This is a genomic window from Micromonospora sp. NPDC047812, from assembly GCF_040704175.1.
In the GTDB taxonomy this organism is placed as follows: domain Bacteria; phylum Actinomycetota; class Actinomycetes; order Mycobacteriales; family Micromonosporaceae; genus Micromonospora.
Genome location: NZ_JBEYRY010000001.1, coordinates 818,327 through 835,624, shown reverse-complemented (window position 1 = coordinate 835,624; position 17,298 = coordinate 818,327). Strand labels below are relative to the sequence as shown.

The following is a 17,298-nucleotide window of genomic DNA, read 5'->3' as shown; positions in this document are numbered from 1 at the left end:
GTCGCGAGGCCGCCGGCCCGCTCGGTCGATCATGCAGTTGTGGTGCCCCGCGAAAGGTGCGATCCAGGACACGGCGCCCGCCACGACTGCATGATCGACGCTCCGGGACGGGCACGCCGGGACGGGCACCGGGGGTGGGTCAGGGGCGGGCGGTGGGGAGCATCGGGCTCGGCCAGTAGGGGCGGTCGGCGTCGCGCAGGGCGGCCGACCGCAGCGCGGCCAGCTGGCGCTCCACCTCGGCGAACAGGTCGGCGGGCAGCGGGCCCCGGTGCAGGGCGCCGGCGTTCTCCTCCACCTGGGCCACGGTGCGGCAGCCGGGGATCGGGACCGTACGGTCGCTGCGCGCCCAGAGCCACCCGAGCGCGCCCTGGGCGAGGGTACGCCCGTCGGCGGTCAACGCGGCCCGTACGGCGGTGACGCGGCGCAGCCACTCCGGCGCCGGCCGGCCGCCCCGGAACCACTCCAGCCAGCCGGGGGCCACCCCGCGTACGTCGTCGCGCGGCAGCGTGGAGCCGGCCGTGTACTTGCCGGAGAGCAGCCCCATCCCCAGCGGTCCCCGGTTAACGCTGGCCAGGTCGTACTTGTCGCAGACGGCGAGCAGTTCGGGGGCGTCCCGGAGCACCGACAGCGTGTGCTGCACGGCGGTGGCGTGCCGGGCGTCCCGCCCGAACGCGGCGGCCCGGTCGGGGCGGTCGGTGCTCCAGCCGTACGCCCGGATCAGCCCCTCGGCGACCAGTTCCTCCAGGGTGCCCACGAGCGCCTCGGCGCGCGGCACCGGCAGGTCCGCCAGGTGCAGCTGGTAGAGGTCGATCCGGTCGGTGCCCAGCCGGCGCAGCGAGTCTGCGACGGCCCGCCGCAGGTACGCCGGGGAGGGGTCCTCGCCGGTGGCCTGGCGGGTGGCCTCGTCGAAGGTGTAGCCCCACTTGGTGGCGATCACGGCCTCGTCGCGCCGGCCGGCGAGCGCCCGGCCGAGCACCCGCTCCCCGTGCCCGGCCCCGTAGGTGTCGGCGGTGTCGAAGAGCGTCACCCCGAGGTCGAGCGCGTGCCGGATCGCGCGGACCGACTCGTCGTCGTCGACGGCGCCCCAGCCCAGCGGCTGGGTGCCCTCGGCCCACGGGCCGCCGATCGCCCAGCACCCCATGCCGAGGGCGCTGACCTCGATGCCGCTGCGGCCCAACGTCCGCGTCGTCACTGCCATCGCCAGATCGTGCCACCTCGCGCCCGGCCCGGGGCGAGAAGTTCACCGACGACACGGCCAGGCGCAGCCGCCGACCGCCCCGGACGCGGGAACGGCCCGGCAGGCGCAGCCGCCAACCGTCAGGGGCGCCGGGGAGGGCCCCGCGCGGGCGAACCGAACGACCGCCCGGCGAAGGGTCCGCGCGGACGAGCCGAACGACCGCCGGGCAGGACGGGCGGGTCGGTCAGCTCGGCCAGGCCCGGGTGAACAGGTCGCGGGTGTCGGTGAGCAGTTGCGGCAGGACCTTCGTCTGCCCGATCACGGGCATGAAGTTGGCGTCCCCGCCCCAGCGGGGCACCACGTGCTGGTGCAGGTGCGCGGCGATCCCCGCGCCGGCCACGCCGCCCTGGTTCATGCCCAGGTTGAAGCCGTGCGCGTTGCTCACCTTGCGCACGACCCGCATGGCGGTCTGGGTGAACGCCGCCAGCTCGGTGGTCTCGGCCAGGTCCAGCTCGGTGTAGTCGGCCACGTGCCGGTAGGGGCAGACCAGCAGGTGCCCGGGGTTGTAGGGATAGAGGTTGAGCACCGCGAACACGTGCTCGCCCCGGGCCACCACCAGGCTCTCCTCCGGCGCCAGCCCGGGGGCCCGGCAGAACGGGCAGCCGGCGGGCCGCTCGTAGCCGCCCTCGGGTCGGTCCTCCCCGGAGATGTAGGTCATCCGGTGCGGAGTCCAGAGCCGCTCCAGGCCGTCGGCCATGCCGCTGTCCATGTGCCGTTCCACCCCAGTCACGCCACCGATCCTACGTTCCCGGCGGCGGGCGCCCCGGACGCCGTACGCCGGTCCGCGCCCGACCCCGACGCCCTCTGGGGCCCGGGTCGCGTTCAGGGGGACGGATAGGGGGTGAAGGTTCTTGACGAACTGATGAACGTGAATGAAGAATCCATCCACATACATCACCCCCTGTCGATGGGAGCCCATCGTGAGAACCGCATTCCGCCGGATCGGCCGTGCCTTCGCCGCCTGCACCCTCGCCGCGGTCACCACCCTCGTCGGGGTCGTGGCGACGAGCAGCGCGGCGCAGGCCGACGGCTGCTACACCTGGGGACGCACCCTGTCGCAGGGGGCGTCCGGCGAGGACGTCCGGCAGTTGCAGATCCGGCTCGCCGGCTACCCCGGATACAACGCGGTGCTCGGCCTCGACGGGGCGTTCGGCCCGGCCACCCGGTCCGCCGTGATCCGCTTCCAGCAGGCGTACGGCCTGAGCGCCGACGGCGTCGCCGGCCCGCAGACCTTCAACACGCTCTACGCGCTGCAGGACGACGACTGCACCCCGGTCAACTTCACCTACGCCGAGCTGAACAACTGCAACAGCACCTGGTCCGGTGGCGCGGTCTCCGCGAGCACCGCCCGCTTCAACGCGCTGGTGTCGATGTGGAAGCTCCAGGCCATGCGGAAGGCCCTCGGCAGCGTGTCGATCTACATCAGCAGCGGCTTCCGCAGCTACTCGTGCAACAGCGCGGTCGGCGGCGCGTCCAACAGCCGGCACCTCTACGGCGACGGCGTCGACCTGGTCGGGTCGCCCTCGTTCTGCCGGCTCGCCCAGCAGGCCCGCTACCACGGCTTCGGCAACATCCTCGGCCCCGGCTACCCGGGTCACAACGACCACACCCACGTCGGGGCGGTCGGTGGCTGGTCCGCGCCGAGCTGCGGAATCTGACGACCTGACGACCTGACGACGAAGGCCCCCCGCGGTGCGGGGGGCCTTCGGTGCGTGGCGGGTCAGGCGGCGGACGGGCCGACGTTGGTCCGGGAGCCGACCACGTCGAGCACGTGGGCCACCGCGTCGGCGACCGGCACCCCGTTGCGCTGCGAGCCGTCCCGGTAGCGGAACGAGACGGTGCCGGCGGCCACGTCGTCGTCGCCGGCGATCACCATGAACGGGATCTTCTGCTGCTGGGCGGTGCGGATCTTCTTCTGCATCCGGTCGTCACCCGCGTCGACCTGGGCGCGGACGCCCTCGGCGCGCAGCGCGGCGACGAAGCCGTGCAGGTAGTCGGTGTGGTCATCGCGGATCGGGATGCCGACCACCTGCACCGGCGCCAGCCACGCCGGGAACGCGCCCGCATAGTGCTCGGTGAGCACCCCGAAGAAGCGCTCGATCGAGCCGAAGAGCGCCCTGTGGATCATCACCGGCCGCTGCCGGGTGCCGTCGGCGGCCTGGAACTCCAGCCCGAAGCGCTCCGGCAGGTTGAAGTCGACCTGGATGGTGGACATCTGCCAGGTCCGGCCGATGGCGTCCTTGGCCTGCACCGAGATCTTCGGGCCGTAGAAGGCCGCGCCACCGGGGTCGGGCACGAGGTCCAGCCCGGACTCCTCGGCGGCGGAGCGCAGGGCCTCGGTGGCCCGCTCCCAGTTCTCGTCGGTGCCGACCGACTTCTCCGGGTTGCGGGTGGACAGCTCCAGGTAGAAGTCGTCCAGGCCGTAGTCGCGCAGCAGGTCCAGCACGAACGACAGCAGCGACTTGAGTTCGCCCGCCATCTGCTCCTGCGTGCAGTAGATGTGCGCGTCGTCCTGGGTCATGCCGCGTACCCGGGTCAGGCCGTGCACCACGCCGGACTTCTCGAACCGGTAGACCGACCCGAACTCGAACAGCCGCAGCGGCAGCTCGCGGTAGGACCGCCCCCGGGACCGGAAGATCAGGTTGTGGAAGGGGCAGTTCATCGGCTTGAGGTAGTAGTTCGCCCCCTCCATCTCCATGGGCGGGTACATGCCGTCGGCGTACCACTGGAGGTGCCCGGAGGTCTCGAAGAGCTGCGCCTTGGTGATGTGCGGGGTGTTGACGAACTCGTAGCCCGCCTCCTCGTGCCGGCGGCGCGAGTAGTTCTCCAGCTCTCGGCGGATGATGCCGCCCTTGGGGTGGAAGACCGCCAGGCCGGAGCCGATCTCGTCGGGGAAGCTGAACAGGTCCAGGTCCGCGCCGAGCTTGCGGTGGTCGCGCCGCGCGGCCTCCTCCAGCAGCTTCAGGTACGCCTTCAGCTCGTCCCGGGTCGGCCAGGCGGTGCCGTAGACCCGCTGGAGCTGCGGGTTCTTCTCCGACCCCCGCCAGTACGCGGCGGCCGAGCGCATCAGCTTGAACGCACCGATCAGCCGGGTGTTCGGCAGGTGCGGGCCCCTGCACAGGTCCGACCAGCAGACCTTGTCCTCGTTGGCGGCGAGGTTGTCGTAGATGGTCAGCTCGCCGCCGCCCACCTCCATCACCTCGGAGGTGTCCAGCCCTTCGCCCTTGACGTCGATGAGCTCCAGCTTGAACGGCTCGGCGGCCAGCTCGGCCTTCGCCTCGTCGAGGCTGCCGAAGCGCCGGCGGCGGAACCGCTGGCCGGACTTGACGATCTCCTGCATCCGCTTCTCGAGCTTGCCGAGGTCGTCCGGCTGGAACGGCTTGTCGACGGCGAAGTCGTAGTAGAAGCCGTTCTCGATGGGCGGGCCGATGCCGAGCCTGGCCTCCGGGAAGACGTCCTGCACGGCCTGGGCGAGCACGTGCGCGCAGGAGTGCCGCAGCACGTTGAGCCCGTCCGGCGAGTCGAGGCTGACCGGCTCGACCTCGGTGTCGGCCTGCGGGGCCCAGTCCAGGTCGCGCAGCTGGCCCTGCGGGTCGCGGACCACCACGATCGCCTTCGGGCCGGACGCGGGCAGACCGGCCGCGGCCACCGCGTCGGCCGCCGTGGTCCCGGCGGCGACGACGACGGGGTCGGCCACGGCGGGGGTACGGGGTGCGGACACGGTGACTCCTCCAGCAGACGGCACGGGTGACGCCGAACGTTCGGCTCCTGCGATGCTATCGGTCGCCCCCGCCGGCACGGTCGCCGACGCCACCGCCCCCGGGTCCGTGGGACGGACGCCGCCCCGCCGGCACCCCGGCAGTGGCCGACCTCGTCGGGCCCGGCCGGCGTCGTGAGCCTCGCGTTGAACCTTTCCGTCCCCGCATCCGAACTACCCGGTGTGGCCGGAACCGGTGCCGGCCCCCGTGGAGACCGAGGGGACCGACGATGGCGACGATGCACGGTGCGCGGCCCCGGCGCCGGGCCGCGACGGTGGCCGTCCTGCTGGCGGCCGGGTTGCTGACCTGGCCCGCCCCGGCGTACGCGACCGACGTGACGACCAGCCCGACGCAGGCGCGGCAGGGCGGTTCCGTGAAGCTGGAGTTCGTGGTGCCCGACGAGCTGCCGGACGCCCGCGCCGACCGGATCGAGGTCCGGCTGCCGGCCGACGCCCCGATCGCCGAGGTCTATCCGATGTCGGTGCCCGGCTGGGCGCCCCGGATCACCTCCCGCCGGCTCGACCAGCCGGTCACCGGCATCCACTCGTCCCGGGTCGACGAGGTCGTCAGCGCGGTGACCTGGATCCGGATGCCCGGCACGGCCCCGGGCCCGGCCCGGCTCACCCTGTCCATGGGGCCGCTGCCGCAGGCCGACCGGCTCACCTTCGAGGTGGTGCGCACGTACGCCGACGGCACGGTGGTGCGCTGGGCCGGGCCGACCGGGGCCCGCCGGGCGCCGGCGCTCACCCTGCTGCCCCCGGCCCCCGGCGGCGCGGCGGCCGAGCACGGCGGGCACGGCGCCGCCCCGGCAGCCGGGACCGCCGGTGCGCCGCCCGGCGGGGCCGGCGACGTCCCGGCCGCGGGGGCCCGGGCGGCCGGTGTGCCGGCGGGCGGCGACGCCGGCGGGAACGCGGACGGGATGCTGGCCGCCGGGCTGCTAGCCGGCCTCGGCGGGGGCGCGGCGATCGGCTGGCTGGTCAGCCGCTGGCGCCGCCGCGAGCCGGCCGAGCCGGTCGACCTGTCGGTGCTGCGGGAGGACCCGACGCCCCCGACCGACGCCGGGGTGGGGTCGCCGGGCGGGCCGGTCGCCGCCCGCTGAGCGCGGCGCGCGGGGTCAGCCGGCCCAGTCCGGCAGGGGCTCGCGGGCGGCCAGCCATTCGGCCGGCACCCCGCCCGGGGTCCCGACGCCGGTGTGCGCGGCCACCACCGCCCCGACGATCGCGGCGGTGGTGTCGACGTCCCCGCCGGCCTCGACGCAGGCACGCACCGCCGCCGGGTAGTCGTCCAGGTGCACGGCGGCCACCCAGCAGGTGAAGGCGACGGTGTCCTGGGCGGTGACCCGGGAGCCGTTGCCGAGCACGTCGGCGGCCTCGGCGACCGACCGGTCGAGCAGGCCGGCGGCCCGGCGCACGCCCCGGTGCACCTCGGTGGCCGGGTCCAGCGCGGCGGTGACGCCGGCCAGCAGCCGGGCCGGGGTGGGCCGGTGGCCGTCGATGCGGGCGCGGGCGGCCAGCGACGCGGCCACCGCCACCGCGACCGCGCCGGCGACGCCCTCCGGGTGCGCGTGGGTCACCTCGGCCGACGCCCGGGCCTGCGTCGCCGCCCGCGCGGCGGAGTCGGCGTACCACGCGCCGAGCGGGCCGACCCGCATCGCCGCGCCGTTGCCGCAGGAGCCCTGGCCGTCGAAGGCCGAGGCGGCCGCGACCGGCCACGGCGTGCCGGTGCGGATCAGCCGCAGGATGGTCACCGCGCCCGGCCCGTACCCCCGGTAGGGCTCGCAGCGCTCGGCGAAGGCCGCGGCGAGCGCGTCCCGGTCGATCCGGCCGGTCTCGGCGAGGGCGGCGACCACCGAGCAGGCCATCTCGGTGTCGTCCGTCCACTGCCACGGCGGTGGGGGCAGCTTCCCGGCGGCCAGGTCGCCCGGGTGCCGGCCGGGGACGAAGAACTGTGAGCCGAGCGCGTCGCCGACCGACAGGCCGGCGAGGGAGTCCCGGGCCAGCGCGAGGCGGGTGTCGGGAAAGAGCGTGAAGGACATCGTTGTACCAGCTTGCCCTGTTGCCGCGTGCGCCGCAACGCGCTCGACTTGCCACCGCGAGTACGGTCTTGCTGTGGCCACCGTGCTCCTGGTCGAAGACGATCACGTCGTACGCGGCGCGATGCTGCGATCCCTCGCCGACCGGGGGCACGCCGTGCACGCCGTCGGCACGGCGCTGGACGCGCTGCGCCGGGTGGCCGCCGAGACCCCCGACCTCGTGGTGCTCGACCTCGGGCTGCCCGACCTCGACGGCTCGGACGCGCTGCGGATGCTGCGCGGCATCACCGACGTGCCGATCATCATCGCCACCGCCCGCGACGACGAGCAGTCCGTGGTGCGGCTGCTGCGCGCCGGGGCCGACGACTACATGGTCAAGCCGTTCACCGGCGCGCACCTCGACGCGCGGATCACCACCGTGCTGCGCCGGGCCGGGCGGGCCAGCCGGACGGTGCAGCCGGCCGTGCACAGCGTCGGCGGGCTGCGGGTGGACGTCGGCGAGCGCAGCGCCCACCTCGACGGCGAGCCGCTGGCGCTGACCCGCAAGGAATTCGACCTGCTGGCCTATCTCGCCGCACGACCGGGCCGGGTAGTGTCCCGCCGGGAACTTCTGGAGGAGGTATGGCGGCAGCCATCGGTCGGCGAGGACCAGACCATCGACGTTCACCTGTACTGGCTGCGCCGCAAAATGGGCGAGTCCGCGGCGAAGCCGCGCTACCTGCGCACCGTGCGGGGGGTCGGCTTCCGGCTGGTGGCGCCGGACTGAGGCCGTCGCTGGCCCTGCTCACGGCCGGCATGTGCGCCCTGGTGGCACTGGCGTTCCTCGTCCCGCTCGCCCTCGGTCTCGGGGACCGGGCGCGCGAGGAGGCCATCGCGGACGCCGCCCGGCGCAGCGCGCTGGTCACCGGTGCCCTCACCGTCAGCACCGACCCCGCCGTGGTGCAGCGGGTCGTGGCGGCCAGCGGCGACGACCCGGCCACCCGGCCGGTCGTGCGCGGGCTCGGGATGGACGAGTCGTCAGCCCGCGCCGACGCCGGGAGCCTGGAGCGCGCGCGGGGCGAGCGGCGCTCCGTGGTCGTCGACGTCGAGGGCGGCGTGCTCCGGCTGGACCCGGTCGTGCTCGGCGACACCACGGCCGTGGTCGAGGTCTTCGTGCCCGAGTCGGCGCTGGGCGGCAACAGCCGGTGGCTGCTGCTGCTCGGGGTGGCCGCCGCACTGGTGGGCGCGGCGGTGCTGGTGGTCGACCGGGTCGCCGCCCGCGCGGTCGACTCGGCCCGGGGCCTGGTCCGGGCGGCGCTCGCGATCGGCGACGGCGACCAGGGCGTACGCGTCGACCCGAGCGGCCCTCGGGAGCTGGCCGAGGCCGGGCACGCCTTCAACCGGATGGCCGACCGGCTGGACGCGGCCCGCACCGACGAGCGCGAGTTGGTCGCCGACCTGTCGCACCGGCTGCGTACCCCGCTGACGGTGCTGCGGCTGGACGCGGAGGCGCTGGAGTCCGACGACACCAGCGTGGGCTCGTTCAGCGAGGCGGAGCTGGACCGGCGGCGCGGCATCCGCCGGATCCGGCAGGCGATCGTCACCCTCGAGGGCGAGATCGACGTGCTGATCAAGACCACCCGCAAGGCGGTCGCGCACGAGGCCGGGCCGGCGGAGTGCGACGTCAGCGAGGTGGTGCGGGACCGGATGGTGTTCTGGGCCGCCCTGGCCGGCGACCAGAACCGGCCGCACCGGGTCAGCGGCGCCCAGCTGCGCATCCCGGCGCCGGTTCCCCGGGCCGAGCTGGCCGCCGCGCTGGACGCGGTGATCGGCAACGTCTTCCGTTACACCCCGCAGGGCACGGCGTTCGAGGTGGCGGTCTCCCGCCGCGACGGATACGTGGCCATCCGGATCGACGACGCCGGCCCGGGGATCGCCAACCCGGACCGGGCGCTGCGCCGGGGCGCCAGCGACCAGGGCTCGACCGGGCTGGGGCTGGACATCGCCAAGCGGGTGGCGTTGCAGGCGAACGGCTCGGTCAGCATCGACCGGGCCCGGCTGGGCGGGGCGAGCGTGGTGATGCTGCTCGCCGACCCGGAGGCGACGCCCCGACAGGTCAGCCGGTTCGGCCTGGTCGGCCGGATGGCGCGGGAGCAGAAGACCGGCAGCCGTCGCTGGCCCCGCCAGCGGCCCACCGACGCCTGAGCGGCCCGGGCGGATGCCCCGGATCGGCGGCCGGTTGTGGGGCGGCGCAAGTCTTCCTTAGATCGGGGTTAACCACGGTGCCGCAGCGGGCCGGCGCTGACAGGATCGAATCCGAACCCATCAGTTCCACCGGTCAATGCCTCGGGGCACCCCACCGGCCGGTGGAACCGGGCGCGCGGCGGGAGACTCGGTCCCCCCACACCTCCTCCCGCCGCGCGCCGTCCCCTCCGCTCAGCCGGTGGCGGCGGCCAGGTGGGCGTCGATCTCGGCGGTGATCCGCCGCTTGCCGGCCGGATCCAGGAACGAGGCGGTCACCGCGTCGCGGGCCAGCGCGGCCAGCCCCTCCGGACCCACGTCGAGCAGCCGGGCCGCGACGGCGTACTCGTCGTCGAGGGTGGTGCCGAACATCGGCGGGTCGTCGGAGTTGATGGTGACCAGCAGGCCGGCGTCGACCAACTGCCGCAGCGGGTGCTCCTCGATGCTGGCGACCGCGCGGGTACGCACGTTGGAGGTCGGGCAGACCTCCATGCCGATCCGGTGCTCGGCGAGATACGCCAGCAGCTCCGGGTCCCGCGCCGCGGAGATGCCGTGCCCGATCCGCTCCGCGCCCAGGTCGCGCAGCGCGTCCCAGACGGTCTCGGGGCCGGTGGTCTCGCCGGCGTGCGGCACCGAACGCAGCCCGGCCGCCCGGGCCCGGTCGAAGTACGGCTTGAACTGCGGCCGGGGCACCCCGATCTCGGGGCCGCCGAGGCCGAAGCTGATCAGCCCGTCCGGGCGCTCCTCCAGCGAGATGCGCAGCGTCTCCTCGGCCGCCGCCAGGCCGGCCTCGCCGGGGATGTCGAAGCACCAGCGCAACTCGATGCCGAAGTCCGCCTCGGCCCGCTTGCGGGCGTCCTCGATCGCCTCGCAGAACGCGGGCGCGGGGATCCCCCGGTGCACGTGCGAGTAGGGCGTGACGGTCAGCTCGGCGTAGCGGACCTGCTGGCGGGCCAGCTCGCGGGCGACCTCGTGGGTGAGCAGCCAGACGTCGTCGGGGTCGCGGATCAGGTCCACGACGCTCAGGTAGACCTCGATGAAGTGCGCGAAGTCGCGGAAGGCGAAGTAGTCGGCGAGGGCGGCCGGGTCGGCGGGCACGGGGCTGCGGCCCTCGTGGCGGGCGGCCAGCTCGGCGACGATCCGGGGTGACGCGGAGCCGACGTGGTGCACGTGCAGCTCCACCTTGGGCAGTCCGGCGATGAAGGTTTGCAGGTCGGTCACTGGTTCTCCTCTGCGCGGGCGCCGGTGCGGGCGACGAAGAAGACGCGGCGGAACGGGAAGTGCACCTGGCCGTGCCGCACCGGGTACGCCTCGGCGAGGCGTACGCCCAGCTCGGCCCGGAAGTCGGACCAGCCGGCGGCGTCCAGGGCCGCGCGGACCGGCCGGAGCGCGGTCCCCTCCAGCCAGGACAGTACGGGGTGGTCGGCGTCGGCGCGGGCCGGCAGCAGGTGCACGTAGGTAGTCTCCCAGGCGTCGACCGCGCAGCCGGCACCGGTCAACAGGTCGGCGTAGCCGAGGGCGGTGTCGTCGGCCGGGGGCCGGCGCAGCAGCCCGGCGACGTCGGCACGCCACGCCGGCCGGTCGGCGACCTCGCGCAGCGCCCGGTGCGAGGGGGCGTCGAAGTTGCCCGGCACCTGCACGGCCAGCCAGGCCCCGGCGGGCAGTTCCCGGGCCCAGCGGGTGAGCAGCTCCCGGTGGCCGGGCACCCACTGGAGCACGGCGTTGCTGACCACGACGTCCACGTCGGGTTCCGGGTGCCAGTGCCGGACGTCACCGACGGCGAAGGAGACCCCGGGGGCGACGGCGGCGGCCTGCGCGATCATCTCCGGCGAGGAGTCGAGGCCGGCGACCCGGCTGTCCGGCCACCGCGCGGCGAGGGTGGCGGTCAGGTTGCCCGGGCCGCAGCCGAGGTCGACCACCGCGCGCGGGCGCCCGGCGGGAACCCGGGCGAGCAGGTCGTGGAAGGGCCGGGAGCGCTCGTCGCCGTAGCGCAGGTACGTCGTCGGATCCCACATCGCTGCCTCCCAAACCGTACGTCCGTCTTGTTTCACCGTACGGCCCGTCGCGCGACCGGACAAGCCGATCACTAGGCTCAGTCCCATGCAGCAGCGCACCTTCCCCCGGCTGGGGCGGCGCGTCGGGGTGATCGGGCTGGGCGCCTGGCAGCTCGGCGCGGACTGGGGCACGGTCAGCGAGGCCGACGCCACCGCCGTACTGACCGCCGCCGTCGAGTCGGGGGTCACCTTCCTCGACACGGCGGACGTCTACGGCGACGGGCGCAGCGAGCAGCTCATCGGGCGGTTCCTGCGCAGCCGGCCCGACGCCACGCTGACGGTCGCCACCAAGATGGGCCGCCGCGTCGCGCAGACGCCCGAGGCGTACACCCTGGCGCACTTCCGCGAGTGGACCGACCGGTCCCGGCGCAACCTCGGCGCGGACACCCTCGACCTGGTGCAGCTGCACTGCCCGCCCACCGCCGTCTTCGCCGACGACGCCGTCTTCGACGCGCTGGACACCCTGGTCGCCGAGGAACGCGTCGCCGGCTACGGGGTGAGCGTGGAGACCTGCGACCAGGCGCTCACCGCCATCGCCCGGCCGGGAGTGGCCAGCGTCCAGATCATCCTCAACGCGCTGCGGCACAAGCCCCTCGACCGGGTGCTCCCGGCCGCTGCCGCCGCCGGGGTCGGCATCATCGCCCGCGTCCCGCTGGCCAGTGGGTTGCTCTCCGGCCGCTACGACGAGCACACCACCTTCGCCGCCGACGACCACCGCAGCTACAACCGGCACGGCGAGGCGTTCGACGTCGGCGAAACCTTCTCCGGTGTCGACTTCACACTGGGCCTGGCCGCCGTACGCCGGTTGGCGCCGCTGGTCGGCGACGGGCGCACGACGGCCCAGTTCGCGCTGCGCTGGGTCGTCGACCAGCCCGGCGTCACCGTGGTCATCCCGGGCGCCCGCGACGCCGCCCAGGCCCGGGGCAACGCCGCCGTGGCCGACCAGGCGCCGCTCTCCGGACGGGAACTGGCGGCGGTGGCGGAGGTCTACGACGAGCTGGTCCGGCCGCGGGTGCACGACCGGTGGTGAATCGGGCGGCCGCGACGGGGATCGACGGAGGGAAGACGCGATGAAGGGCTGGCTGCCGCTCACCCTCGGCCTGCTCGCCGTGGTCGGCGGTGCGGTGTGGACGGTGCAGGGCCTCGGTTACGTCGAGGGCAGCGTGATGACCGACCAGCGGATCTGGGCCGTGCTGGGGCCCCTCGTGGTCCTCGCCGGCCTGGTCGCGCTCTGGTTCGGGCTGCGCGTACGCAAGCGCCGCTGAGCGCCGTCGGCGGGCCCCTGCCTCCCGCCGCCGTCGACAGCCCGCCCGGTCCCACGTCCGGCCACGACGGCCGACGTCGTGAACGCGGAAAGCCCCGCATCCCGGGCGGGATACGGGGCTTCGCTGTGATCCGGGCGCCGGATCACCCACTGGCCGGCGGCTGCCGACCGGCACTGCTCAGATGGGGCGGACCTGCTCGGCCTGCGGACCCTTCTGACCCTGGGCGATCTCGAACTCCACCCGCTGGTTCTCCTCCAGCGTGCGGTAGCCGCTGGTCTGGATGGCCGAGAAGTGGACGAACACGTCAGCACCCCCGCCGTCGACGGTGATGAAGCCGAAGCCCTTGTCTGCGTTGAACCACTTCACGGTTCCCTGCGCCATGTGTATCTCCTTCTAAAACTGGCGGCCGAGCACGCCGTGCGGCCGATTGGCCGTTTTCGAGCAGCGGTGCCTGAGGCGGCCCCCACGAAGGAGACTTCACTCAACCCACGCCATCTCTCAACAGCGTGAAACAGCAAACCACGTAGCGAAAACTCTGCACAGCCTACCGGACGAAATTCTTCGACATGTGACCTGACGGATGCCGAAGATCCGCTGGGTGGGCCCTTGCACCCGCGCGAAAAGACCCCCGCACCATCGCGCCGGTGCGGGGGTCTTTCGTCGTTGTCCGCCTCAGTCCGGCCAGCTTCCGGTGAACCGGCGTACGCCCACCGCGCCACCCCGGTCGACGGCGGCCCGGACGACCGCGAAGATGGCGCCCTGCAACGCCGCCGCCGCCAGGACCTCGCCCCAGCCGCGGTCCTCGTCGGTGGCGCTGGGCGCCTCGCCGTCGCCCGCGGTCATCTTCCACACCTGCCGGAAGATCGCGCCCGCGACCGTACCGGCGGCGATGCCCATCAGCACGCCGACCGGCTTGTAGGCGGCCTTTCCGATACCCCTGCTCACCGCTGCCTCCCCCGGACGATCATCAACACGATCACGGCCGCCACCGCGCCGGCCGCGAGGGCGACGAACGGCGTCGGGTTACGCCGTACGACGGCACCCTTCTCCTGCGCCTGCCCCCGCGCGAGCTGCGCCTTCTGCGCCGCCTGCCCGCGCACCCGGGCCACGGTCTGCGCCGCCTGGTCCCGCACCCGCTCCTTCGCCTGGTCGGCGGAGGACCTCAGCCGCGCCTTGACGTCGGCCTTGGCCGCCAACGCCTCCATCGTCTCGCCCAGCTCGACCCGGGTCCGCCGGATCTCCTCCCGCAGCGCCTCGGTGTCGCCGCTGCCCCGGCCGTTGCCCGTCGTCATGCCCGTCCCCTGTCCTTCACGGCGGCGGTGACCGTGTCCACGTCCGCCCGGACGCTACGGACCGCGGCCTCCGGCACCGGCGGGACCGCCTGGCTGACCTGCTTCTTGCCCACCAGAGCCAGGACGCCGGCCATCGCGAAGAGCACCACCGCGACGATCAGGGCCGCCGCCCAGGCCGGAAGCACCAGGTCGAGCAGCAGGATCGCGGTGGCGACCAGGGCACCGAGGCCGTAGAGCGCCAGCGCCCCGCCACCGCCGAAGAGACCGATGCCGATGCCGGCGTGCTTGCCCTTCTGGGTCAGCTCCGCCCGGGCCAGGGCCAGTTCGTCCCGGACCAGGCGGGAGACCTGCTCCGTGGCCCGCTGCACCAGCTCGGCGGTGGACGGCTCGCTCCCGGTACGGGATGTGCGGGCGTTCGCCACGTCAGCCATGCTGTCCTCCTTTCATCATCACCGCGCTGTATGCCCGGAGTCGCCGCCCGCCAATCCTTCGCCCGGCGGCCGGTGAGCCCGGACCGCCGCGCCCCGAGCCGCCGTACGGCGCGGAAGAAGATGCAGAAGCGTCGCGCAGCGGTTCCCGCCACACGCCCGGTCAAACTTCCCGAGCCAGCGCACTTCGCCCGACCACCCCACGGGGCACAACCCCGCCCACATCCTCCAACGCCCCCGCCCCCCACAGGTCACGACCCACCCCCGGAAGGCCCCCGGCCCGCGCCGCCCCGGCCGCGCCGCCCCTGCTCGGCCGAGCAGGGGGTGGGGTGGGGACGGGGGAGCCCTCCGGCGGGCGGGCGGCCGGAGGGCTCCAGGGGCGCGGGTGGGCCGGTAGGCCGGGGTGGGTCAGCGGCGGGCTTCGGCGGGCTCGTCGGGGCCGACGAAGGCCTCGCTACGGGCGTCGCCGTCGTCGCTGCCGCCGAAGACCCGGGCGTCGTCGGGCAGCTCGGCGTCGGTACGGCGCCGCACCGGCTGGCGGGGTCGTACCCACTGCCACGCCAGGTTGCTCTCCGCGTCACCGATCTCGGTACGCATCCGGGGCATGGCGGTCGGCCGGTGGTCCCGGATCCAGGCGACCAGGTGCTCGCGCACCAGGCAGCGCAGGTCCCACAGGCTGCCGGCGTCGGCGGCGCTCACCAGGGCGCGCACCTTGACCGTCCCGCCGGTCGCGTCGGTCACCTGGAGCACGCAGACCCGGCCGTCCCACAGGTCGGTGCTCTCGGCAAGCCGGCGCAGCTCCTCCCGCATGGCCTGCACCGGGATCGCCCAGTCGACGTCGAACTCGGCGGTGCCCAGCACCGCCGCCTCGGTCCGGGTCCAGTTCTGGAACGGCTTGCTGGTGAAGTACGAGGTCGGCAGGATCAGCCGCCGGTCGTCCCAGATCTGCACGACCACGTAGCTGAGCGTCAGCTCCTCGATGCGGCCCCACTCCCCCTCGACCACCACGACGTCGTCGAGCCGGACCGCGTCGCTGAACGCGAGCTGGAGACCCGCGAAGACGTTTCCCAGCAGGCTCTGCGCGGCCAGCGCGGCGACCACACCGACCACACCGGCGCTGGTCAGCACGCCGGCGCCGATGCCGCGTACGGCCGGGAAGGTCATCAGCATCACGCCGACCGCCAGCACGACGATGACCGCGATCGTCAGTCGCCGCAGCATGACCACCTGGGTCCGCACCCGCCGCGCGTGCCGGTTGTCCGGCACGTCCACCCGGAACCGGGCCAGTGCGGTGTCCTCGGCCACGACGAGCAGCGAGGCGACCAGCCAGGCGACGCTGGCGATCACGCCCAGCACCAGCAGGTGCAGCAGCACCTGCCGCCACTGGTCGCCGACCGCGTAGCCGGTGCTGAACCGCACGGCGAACTGGACGGCGACGACGGTGGCGGCGACCTGGATCGACCGGTGCGCGTGGTCGGTGAGCTCGGTCAACAGCAGCGAACGCCGGCCGACCCGCCGGATCACGCGGTGCGCGACCTCGACCGCGAACAGGGCGATCGCCGCTGCGGCGAGCGCGGCGACGATCGTCCCGAGGTAGCTCTGCACGGGTTCTTTCCTCCTCCTGGCGCCGGGCACGTGCTTCGGGCAAAGGCCCAATAGTGCCCGGCGACGCCGGAATCGACCAGGCTCAGACCTTCCGATACCGGGACTGCAGGAAGCAGAAGGCGCCGAAGGCGGCGATACCGAGCGCCACCAGGGTGAGCAGGATCTGGCCGTACGCCTGGTCGCGCAGCGTGCGCAGTGCCGCGTCCAGGCCGCGGGCCTTCTCGGGGTCGTAGTTGACGGCGGCCAGGATGATCAGCAGGCCGGAGATGCCGTACGCGACACCCTTGGAGATGTAGCCGGCCATGCCCAGCCGGCGGGCGAGCTGGCGCGTCCTCGCGTTCATCTCACCGGTCTTGAGGTGCTTCTCGAAGCGCTTGACCAGGCCGTAGATCACCAGGCCGACGCCGATCGCGGCGAGCACGAGCCCGGCCAGGCCGACCAGCCAGCGGCCACCGGAGGACTCCATGGCCTTGCCGGTCAGCGCCTCCTGCTGGTCGGCGCTGTTGGAGCCGGCGTCCTTGAAGACCTTGAAGGCCGTCCAGGCGAAGTAGAGGTAGACGATGGTCCGCCCCAGCGAGGCCAGCCGCTCCCAGACCCGCTCCTTGCCGCGCTCGGCGCGGTGCCCGACGGCCGCCTCCAGCGCCTGCCAGATCGCCATGGCGAGCAGGCCGACCGCGATCGTGACGACGAGGAACTTGCCGAGCGGCTGGGCGGCGATGGTGCGCAGCGCGCCGGACTGGTCGCCGTCGTCGCCGGGCTTGCCGAACGCGATCTGCAACGCCAGCCAGGCGAACAGGAGGTGCACGATGCCGTAGCCGACGAAACCGGCTCTGGCCAACAGTTCGAGCCACCTGCTGTTCGCCGTGCGGGAGGCGGTGGCTTCGGCGTTCCGGGTGAGTGACATGGCGCCACAATCACCGAATACGAAGATTTCCAAACGTCGGCCACCGCCGCCCCGGTCGGGTCAGTTGCCCGGGTTCCTCGACACCCGGATCTTGACCTCCTGGTCGGTGACGCTGTCCAGCGTCACGGCGAAGCCGCCGACCTCGGTGGCCTGCTGGCCGGTCGTCAGCGACAACTGCTCACCGGCGACCTCGACGGTCACCTGGTCGCCCTGCGCGCCGATCAGCTTGGCCTCCACGCCGAGGATGGTGGCGCTGGCGTCCACGCCCCGGTCGAAGGTGACGGTGCAGGCGTCCAGACCGCAGTCGGTGCTGGCGCCCTCGGAGCTGCAGCCGGCGAGCACGGCGACGCCGAGCGCCAGGCCGGCCAACAGGCCGGCGGCCCGGCGGGTGGGGGTCAGCGGGGAGTCAACACGTCGGTTCGTCACCCCGCCAAGGGTACGAGACGTCGGCCACTGCGGCAGCGCGTGATCATCCGCCCAGGTGGGGTGCCCGCGGCAGGGGT

The 17,298-nt window shown here is 74.0% G+C and carries 19 protein-coding genes; 6 read left to right on the top strand and 13 right to left on the bottom strand.

The window, feature by feature from the left end; all coding sequences use genetic code 11:
* Positions 1-139: 139 nt before the first annotated feature.
* Both AB0883_RS03770 and AB0883_RS03765 read right to left on the bottom strand, forming a co-directional pair.
* Positions 140-1,198 carry an aldo/keto reductase gene (locus AB0883_RS03770; protein WP_366639198.1) on the bottom strand — a complete coding sequence of 353 codons (1,059 nt, stop codon included), beginning with the start codon at positions 1,196-1,198 and terminating at the stop codon, positions 140-142.
* Between the two features lie 223 nt (positions 1,199-1,421).
* Positions 1,422-1,934: an HIT domain-containing protein gene (locus tag AB0883_RS03765; RefSeq protein WP_366640266.1), complete on the bottom strand. Its 513-nt coding sequence runs from the start codon at positions 1,932-1,934 to the stop codon at positions 1,422-1,424.
* A 223-nt stretch (positions 1,935-2,157) separates the two neighbouring features.
* Here AB0883_RS03765 and AB0883_RS03760 point away from each other — a divergent pair, with 223 nt between their 5' ends.
* Positions 2,158-2,895: a D-Ala-D-Ala carboxypeptidase family metallohydrolase gene (locus tag AB0883_RS03760; RefSeq protein WP_366639196.1), complete on the top strand. Its 738-nt coding sequence runs from the start codon at positions 2,158-2,160 to the stop codon at positions 2,893-2,895.
* 62 nt (positions 2,896-2,957) lie between these two features.
* Here AB0883_RS03760 and thrS read toward each other — a convergent pair whose 3' ends face one another.
* Positions 2,958-4,958, bottom strand: coding sequence for a threonine--tRNA ligase (thrS, locus tag AB0883_RS03755; protein WP_366639195.1), 2,001 nt, complete (start codon positions 4,956-4,958; stop codon positions 2,958-2,960).
* Between the two features lie 266 nt (positions 4,959-5,224).
* On the opposite strand from thrS, the gene AB0883_RS03750 reads away from it, so the two are divergent.
* Positions 5,225-6,094: a YcnI family protein gene (locus AB0883_RS03750; RefSeq protein ID WP_366639193.1), complete on the top strand. Its 870-nt coding sequence runs from the start codon at positions 5,225-5,227 to the stop codon at positions 6,092-6,094.
* 15 nt (positions 6,095-6,109) lie between these two features.
* On the opposite strand, the gene AB0883_RS03745 is transcribed toward AB0883_RS03750, so the two are convergent.
* A complete protein-coding gene (locus tag AB0883_RS03745) occupies positions 6,110-7,030 on the bottom strand; it encodes an ADP-ribosylglycohydrolase family protein (RefSeq protein ID WP_366639191.1) in 921 nt (306 codons plus the stop codon).
* A 73-nt stretch (positions 7,031-7,103) separates the two neighbouring features.
* Here AB0883_RS03745 and AB0883_RS03740 point away from each other — a divergent pair, with 73 nt between their 5' ends.
* Together AB0883_RS03740 and AB0883_RS03735 are read left to right on the top strand one after the other, a co-directional pair.
* Positions 7,104-7,793: a response regulator transcription factor gene (locus AB0883_RS03740; protein WP_089001050.1), complete on the top strand. Its 690-nt coding sequence runs from the start codon at positions 7,104-7,106 to the stop codon at positions 7,791-7,793.
* A 29-nt stretch (positions 7,794-7,822) separates the two neighbouring features.
* Complete coding sequence (locus tag AB0883_RS03735) at positions 7,823-9,211, top strand: HAMP domain-containing sensor histidine kinase (protein ID WP_366639189.1); 1,389 nt, start codon at positions 7,823-7,825, stop codon at positions 9,209-9,211.
* Positions 9,212-9,442: 231 nt separating this feature from the next.
* On the opposite strand, the gene AB0883_RS03730 is transcribed toward AB0883_RS03735, so the two are convergent.
* Positions 9,443-10,468 (bottom strand): adenosine deaminase, encoded by a 1,026-nt coding sequence (locus AB0883_RS03730; protein WP_121395411.1) that lies wholly within the window; start codon positions 10,466-10,468, stop codon positions 9,443-9,445.
* On the bottom strand, positions 10,465-11,262 hold the full coding sequence (locus AB0883_RS03725) for a trans-aconitate 2-methyltransferase (RefSeq protein WP_366639187.1): 798 nt from the start codon (positions 11,260-11,262) through the stop codon (positions 10,465-10,467). Before AB0883_RS03725 ends, AB0883_RS03730 begins: the two co-directional genes overlap by 4 nt.
* 85 nt (positions 11,263-11,347) lie before the next feature.
* Between AB0883_RS03725 and AB0883_RS03720 the strand changes: the two genes are divergently transcribed.
* Together AB0883_RS03720 and AB0883_RS03715 are read left to right on the top strand one after the other, a co-directional pair.
* Positions 11,348-12,331: an aldo/keto reductase gene (locus AB0883_RS03720; RefSeq protein ID WP_366639186.1), complete on the top strand. Its 984-nt coding sequence runs from the start codon at positions 11,348-11,350 to the stop codon at positions 12,329-12,331.
* Positions 12,332-12,371: 40 nt separating this feature from the next.
* Positions 12,372-12,566 carry a hypothetical protein gene (locus tag AB0883_RS03715; protein WP_121395417.1) on the top strand — a complete coding sequence of 65 codons (195 nt, stop codon included), beginning with the start codon at positions 12,372-12,374 and terminating at the stop codon, positions 12,564-12,566.
* A gap of 177 nt (positions 12,567-12,743) precedes the next feature.
* Here the strand turns inward: AB0883_RS03715 and AB0883_RS03710 are convergent, their stop codons facing one another.
* The 7 genes from AB0883_RS03710 to AB0883_RS03680 all read right to left on the bottom strand — a co-directional run bounded on the left by AB0883_RS03710 (position 12,744) and on the right by AB0883_RS03680 (position 17,221).
* Positions 12,744-12,947: a cold-shock protein gene (locus AB0883_RS03710; RefSeq protein ID WP_007075740.1), complete on the bottom strand. Its 204-nt coding sequence runs from the start codon at positions 12,945-12,947 to the stop codon at positions 12,744-12,746.
* Positions 12,948-13,238: 291 nt separating this feature from the next.
* On the bottom strand, positions 13,239-13,511 hold the full coding sequence (locus AB0883_RS03705) for a DUF4235 domain-containing protein (protein WP_089001055.1): 273 nt from the start codon (positions 13,509-13,511) through the stop codon (positions 13,239-13,241).
* Positions 13,508-13,858 (bottom strand): DUF3618 domain-containing protein, encoded by a 351-nt coding sequence (locus AB0883_RS03700; protein ID WP_366639183.1) that lies wholly within the window; start codon positions 13,856-13,858, stop codon positions 13,508-13,510. Before AB0883_RS03700 ends, AB0883_RS03705 begins: the two co-directional genes overlap by 4 nt.
* Positions 13,855-14,289: a phage holin family protein gene (locus AB0883_RS03695; protein WP_366639181.1), complete on the bottom strand. Its 435-nt coding sequence runs from the start codon at positions 14,287-14,289 to the stop codon at positions 13,855-13,857. Before AB0883_RS03695 ends, AB0883_RS03700 begins: the two co-directional genes overlap by 4 nt.
* A gap of 405 nt (positions 14,290-14,694) precedes the next feature.
* Entirely contained in the window at positions 14,695-15,891 is a 1,197-nt protein-coding gene (locus AB0883_RS03690) for a mechanosensitive ion channel domain-containing protein (protein WP_366639180.1), read from the bottom strand.
* Positions 15,892-15,973: 82 nt separating this feature from the next.
* On the bottom strand, positions 15,974-16,795 hold the full coding sequence (locus AB0883_RS03685) for a DUF1206 domain-containing protein (RefSeq protein WP_366639178.1): 822 nt from the start codon (positions 16,793-16,795) through the stop codon (positions 15,974-15,976).
* Positions 16,796-16,855: 60 nt separating this feature from the next.
* On the bottom strand, positions 16,856-17,221 hold the full coding sequence (locus AB0883_RS03680; protein WP_121395429.1) for a hypothetical protein: 366 nt from the start codon (positions 17,219-17,221) through the stop codon (positions 16,856-16,858).
* Positions 17,222-17,298 lie beyond the last annotated feature (77 nt).

Excerpts from the sequence above, each read along its gene's own strand:
- AB0883_RS03695 (WP_366639181.1), bottom strand. The coding sequence starts at position 14,289 with ATGGCTGACGTGGCGAACGCCCGCACATCCCGTACCGGGAGCGAGCCG.
- AB0883_RS03725 (WP_366639187.1), bottom strand. The coding sequence starts at position 11,262 with ATGTGGGATCCGACGACGTACCTGCGCTACGGCGACGAGCGCTCCCGG.
- AB0883_RS03710 (WP_007075740.1), bottom strand. The coding sequence starts at position 12,947 with ATGGCGCAGGGAACCGTGAAGTGGTTCAACGCAGACAAGGGCTTCGGC.
- AB0883_RS03720 (WP_366639186.1), top strand. The coding sequence starts at position 11,348 with ATGCAGCAGCGCACCTTCCCCCGGCTGGGGCGGCGCGTCGGGGTGATC.
- AB0883_RS03735 (WP_366639189.1), top strand. The coding sequence starts at position 7,823 with ATGTGCGCCCTGGTGGCACTGGCGTTCCTCGTCCCGCTCGCCCTCGGT.
- AB0883_RS03750 (WP_366639193.1), top strand. The coding sequence starts at position 5,225 with ATGGCGACGATGCACGGTGCGCGGCCCCGGCGCCGGGCCGCGACGGTG.
- AB0883_RS03700 (WP_366639183.1), bottom strand. The coding sequence starts at position 13,858 with ATGACGACGGGCAACGGCCGGGGCAGCGGCGACACCGAGGCGCTGCGG.
- AB0883_RS03685 (WP_366639178.1), bottom strand. The coding sequence starts at position 16,795 with ATGTCACTCACCCGGAACGCCGAAGCCACCGCCTCCCGCACGGCGAAC.
- AB0883_RS03770 (WP_366639198.1), bottom strand. The coding sequence starts at position 1,198 with ATGGCAGTGACGACGCGGACGTTGGGCCGCAGCGGCATCGAGGTCAGC.
- AB0883_RS03715 (WP_121395417.1), top strand. The coding sequence starts at position 12,372 with ATGAAGGGCTGGCTGCCGCTCACCCTCGGCCTGCTCGCCGTGGTCGGC.
- AB0883_RS03765 (WP_366640266.1), bottom strand. The coding sequence starts at position 1,934 with ATGGCCGACGGCCTGGAGCGGCTCTGGACTCCGCACCGGATGACCTAC.
- AB0883_RS03745 (WP_366639191.1), bottom strand. The coding sequence starts at position 7,030 with ATGTCCTTCACGCTCTTTCCCGACACCCGCCTCGCGCTGGCCCGGGAC.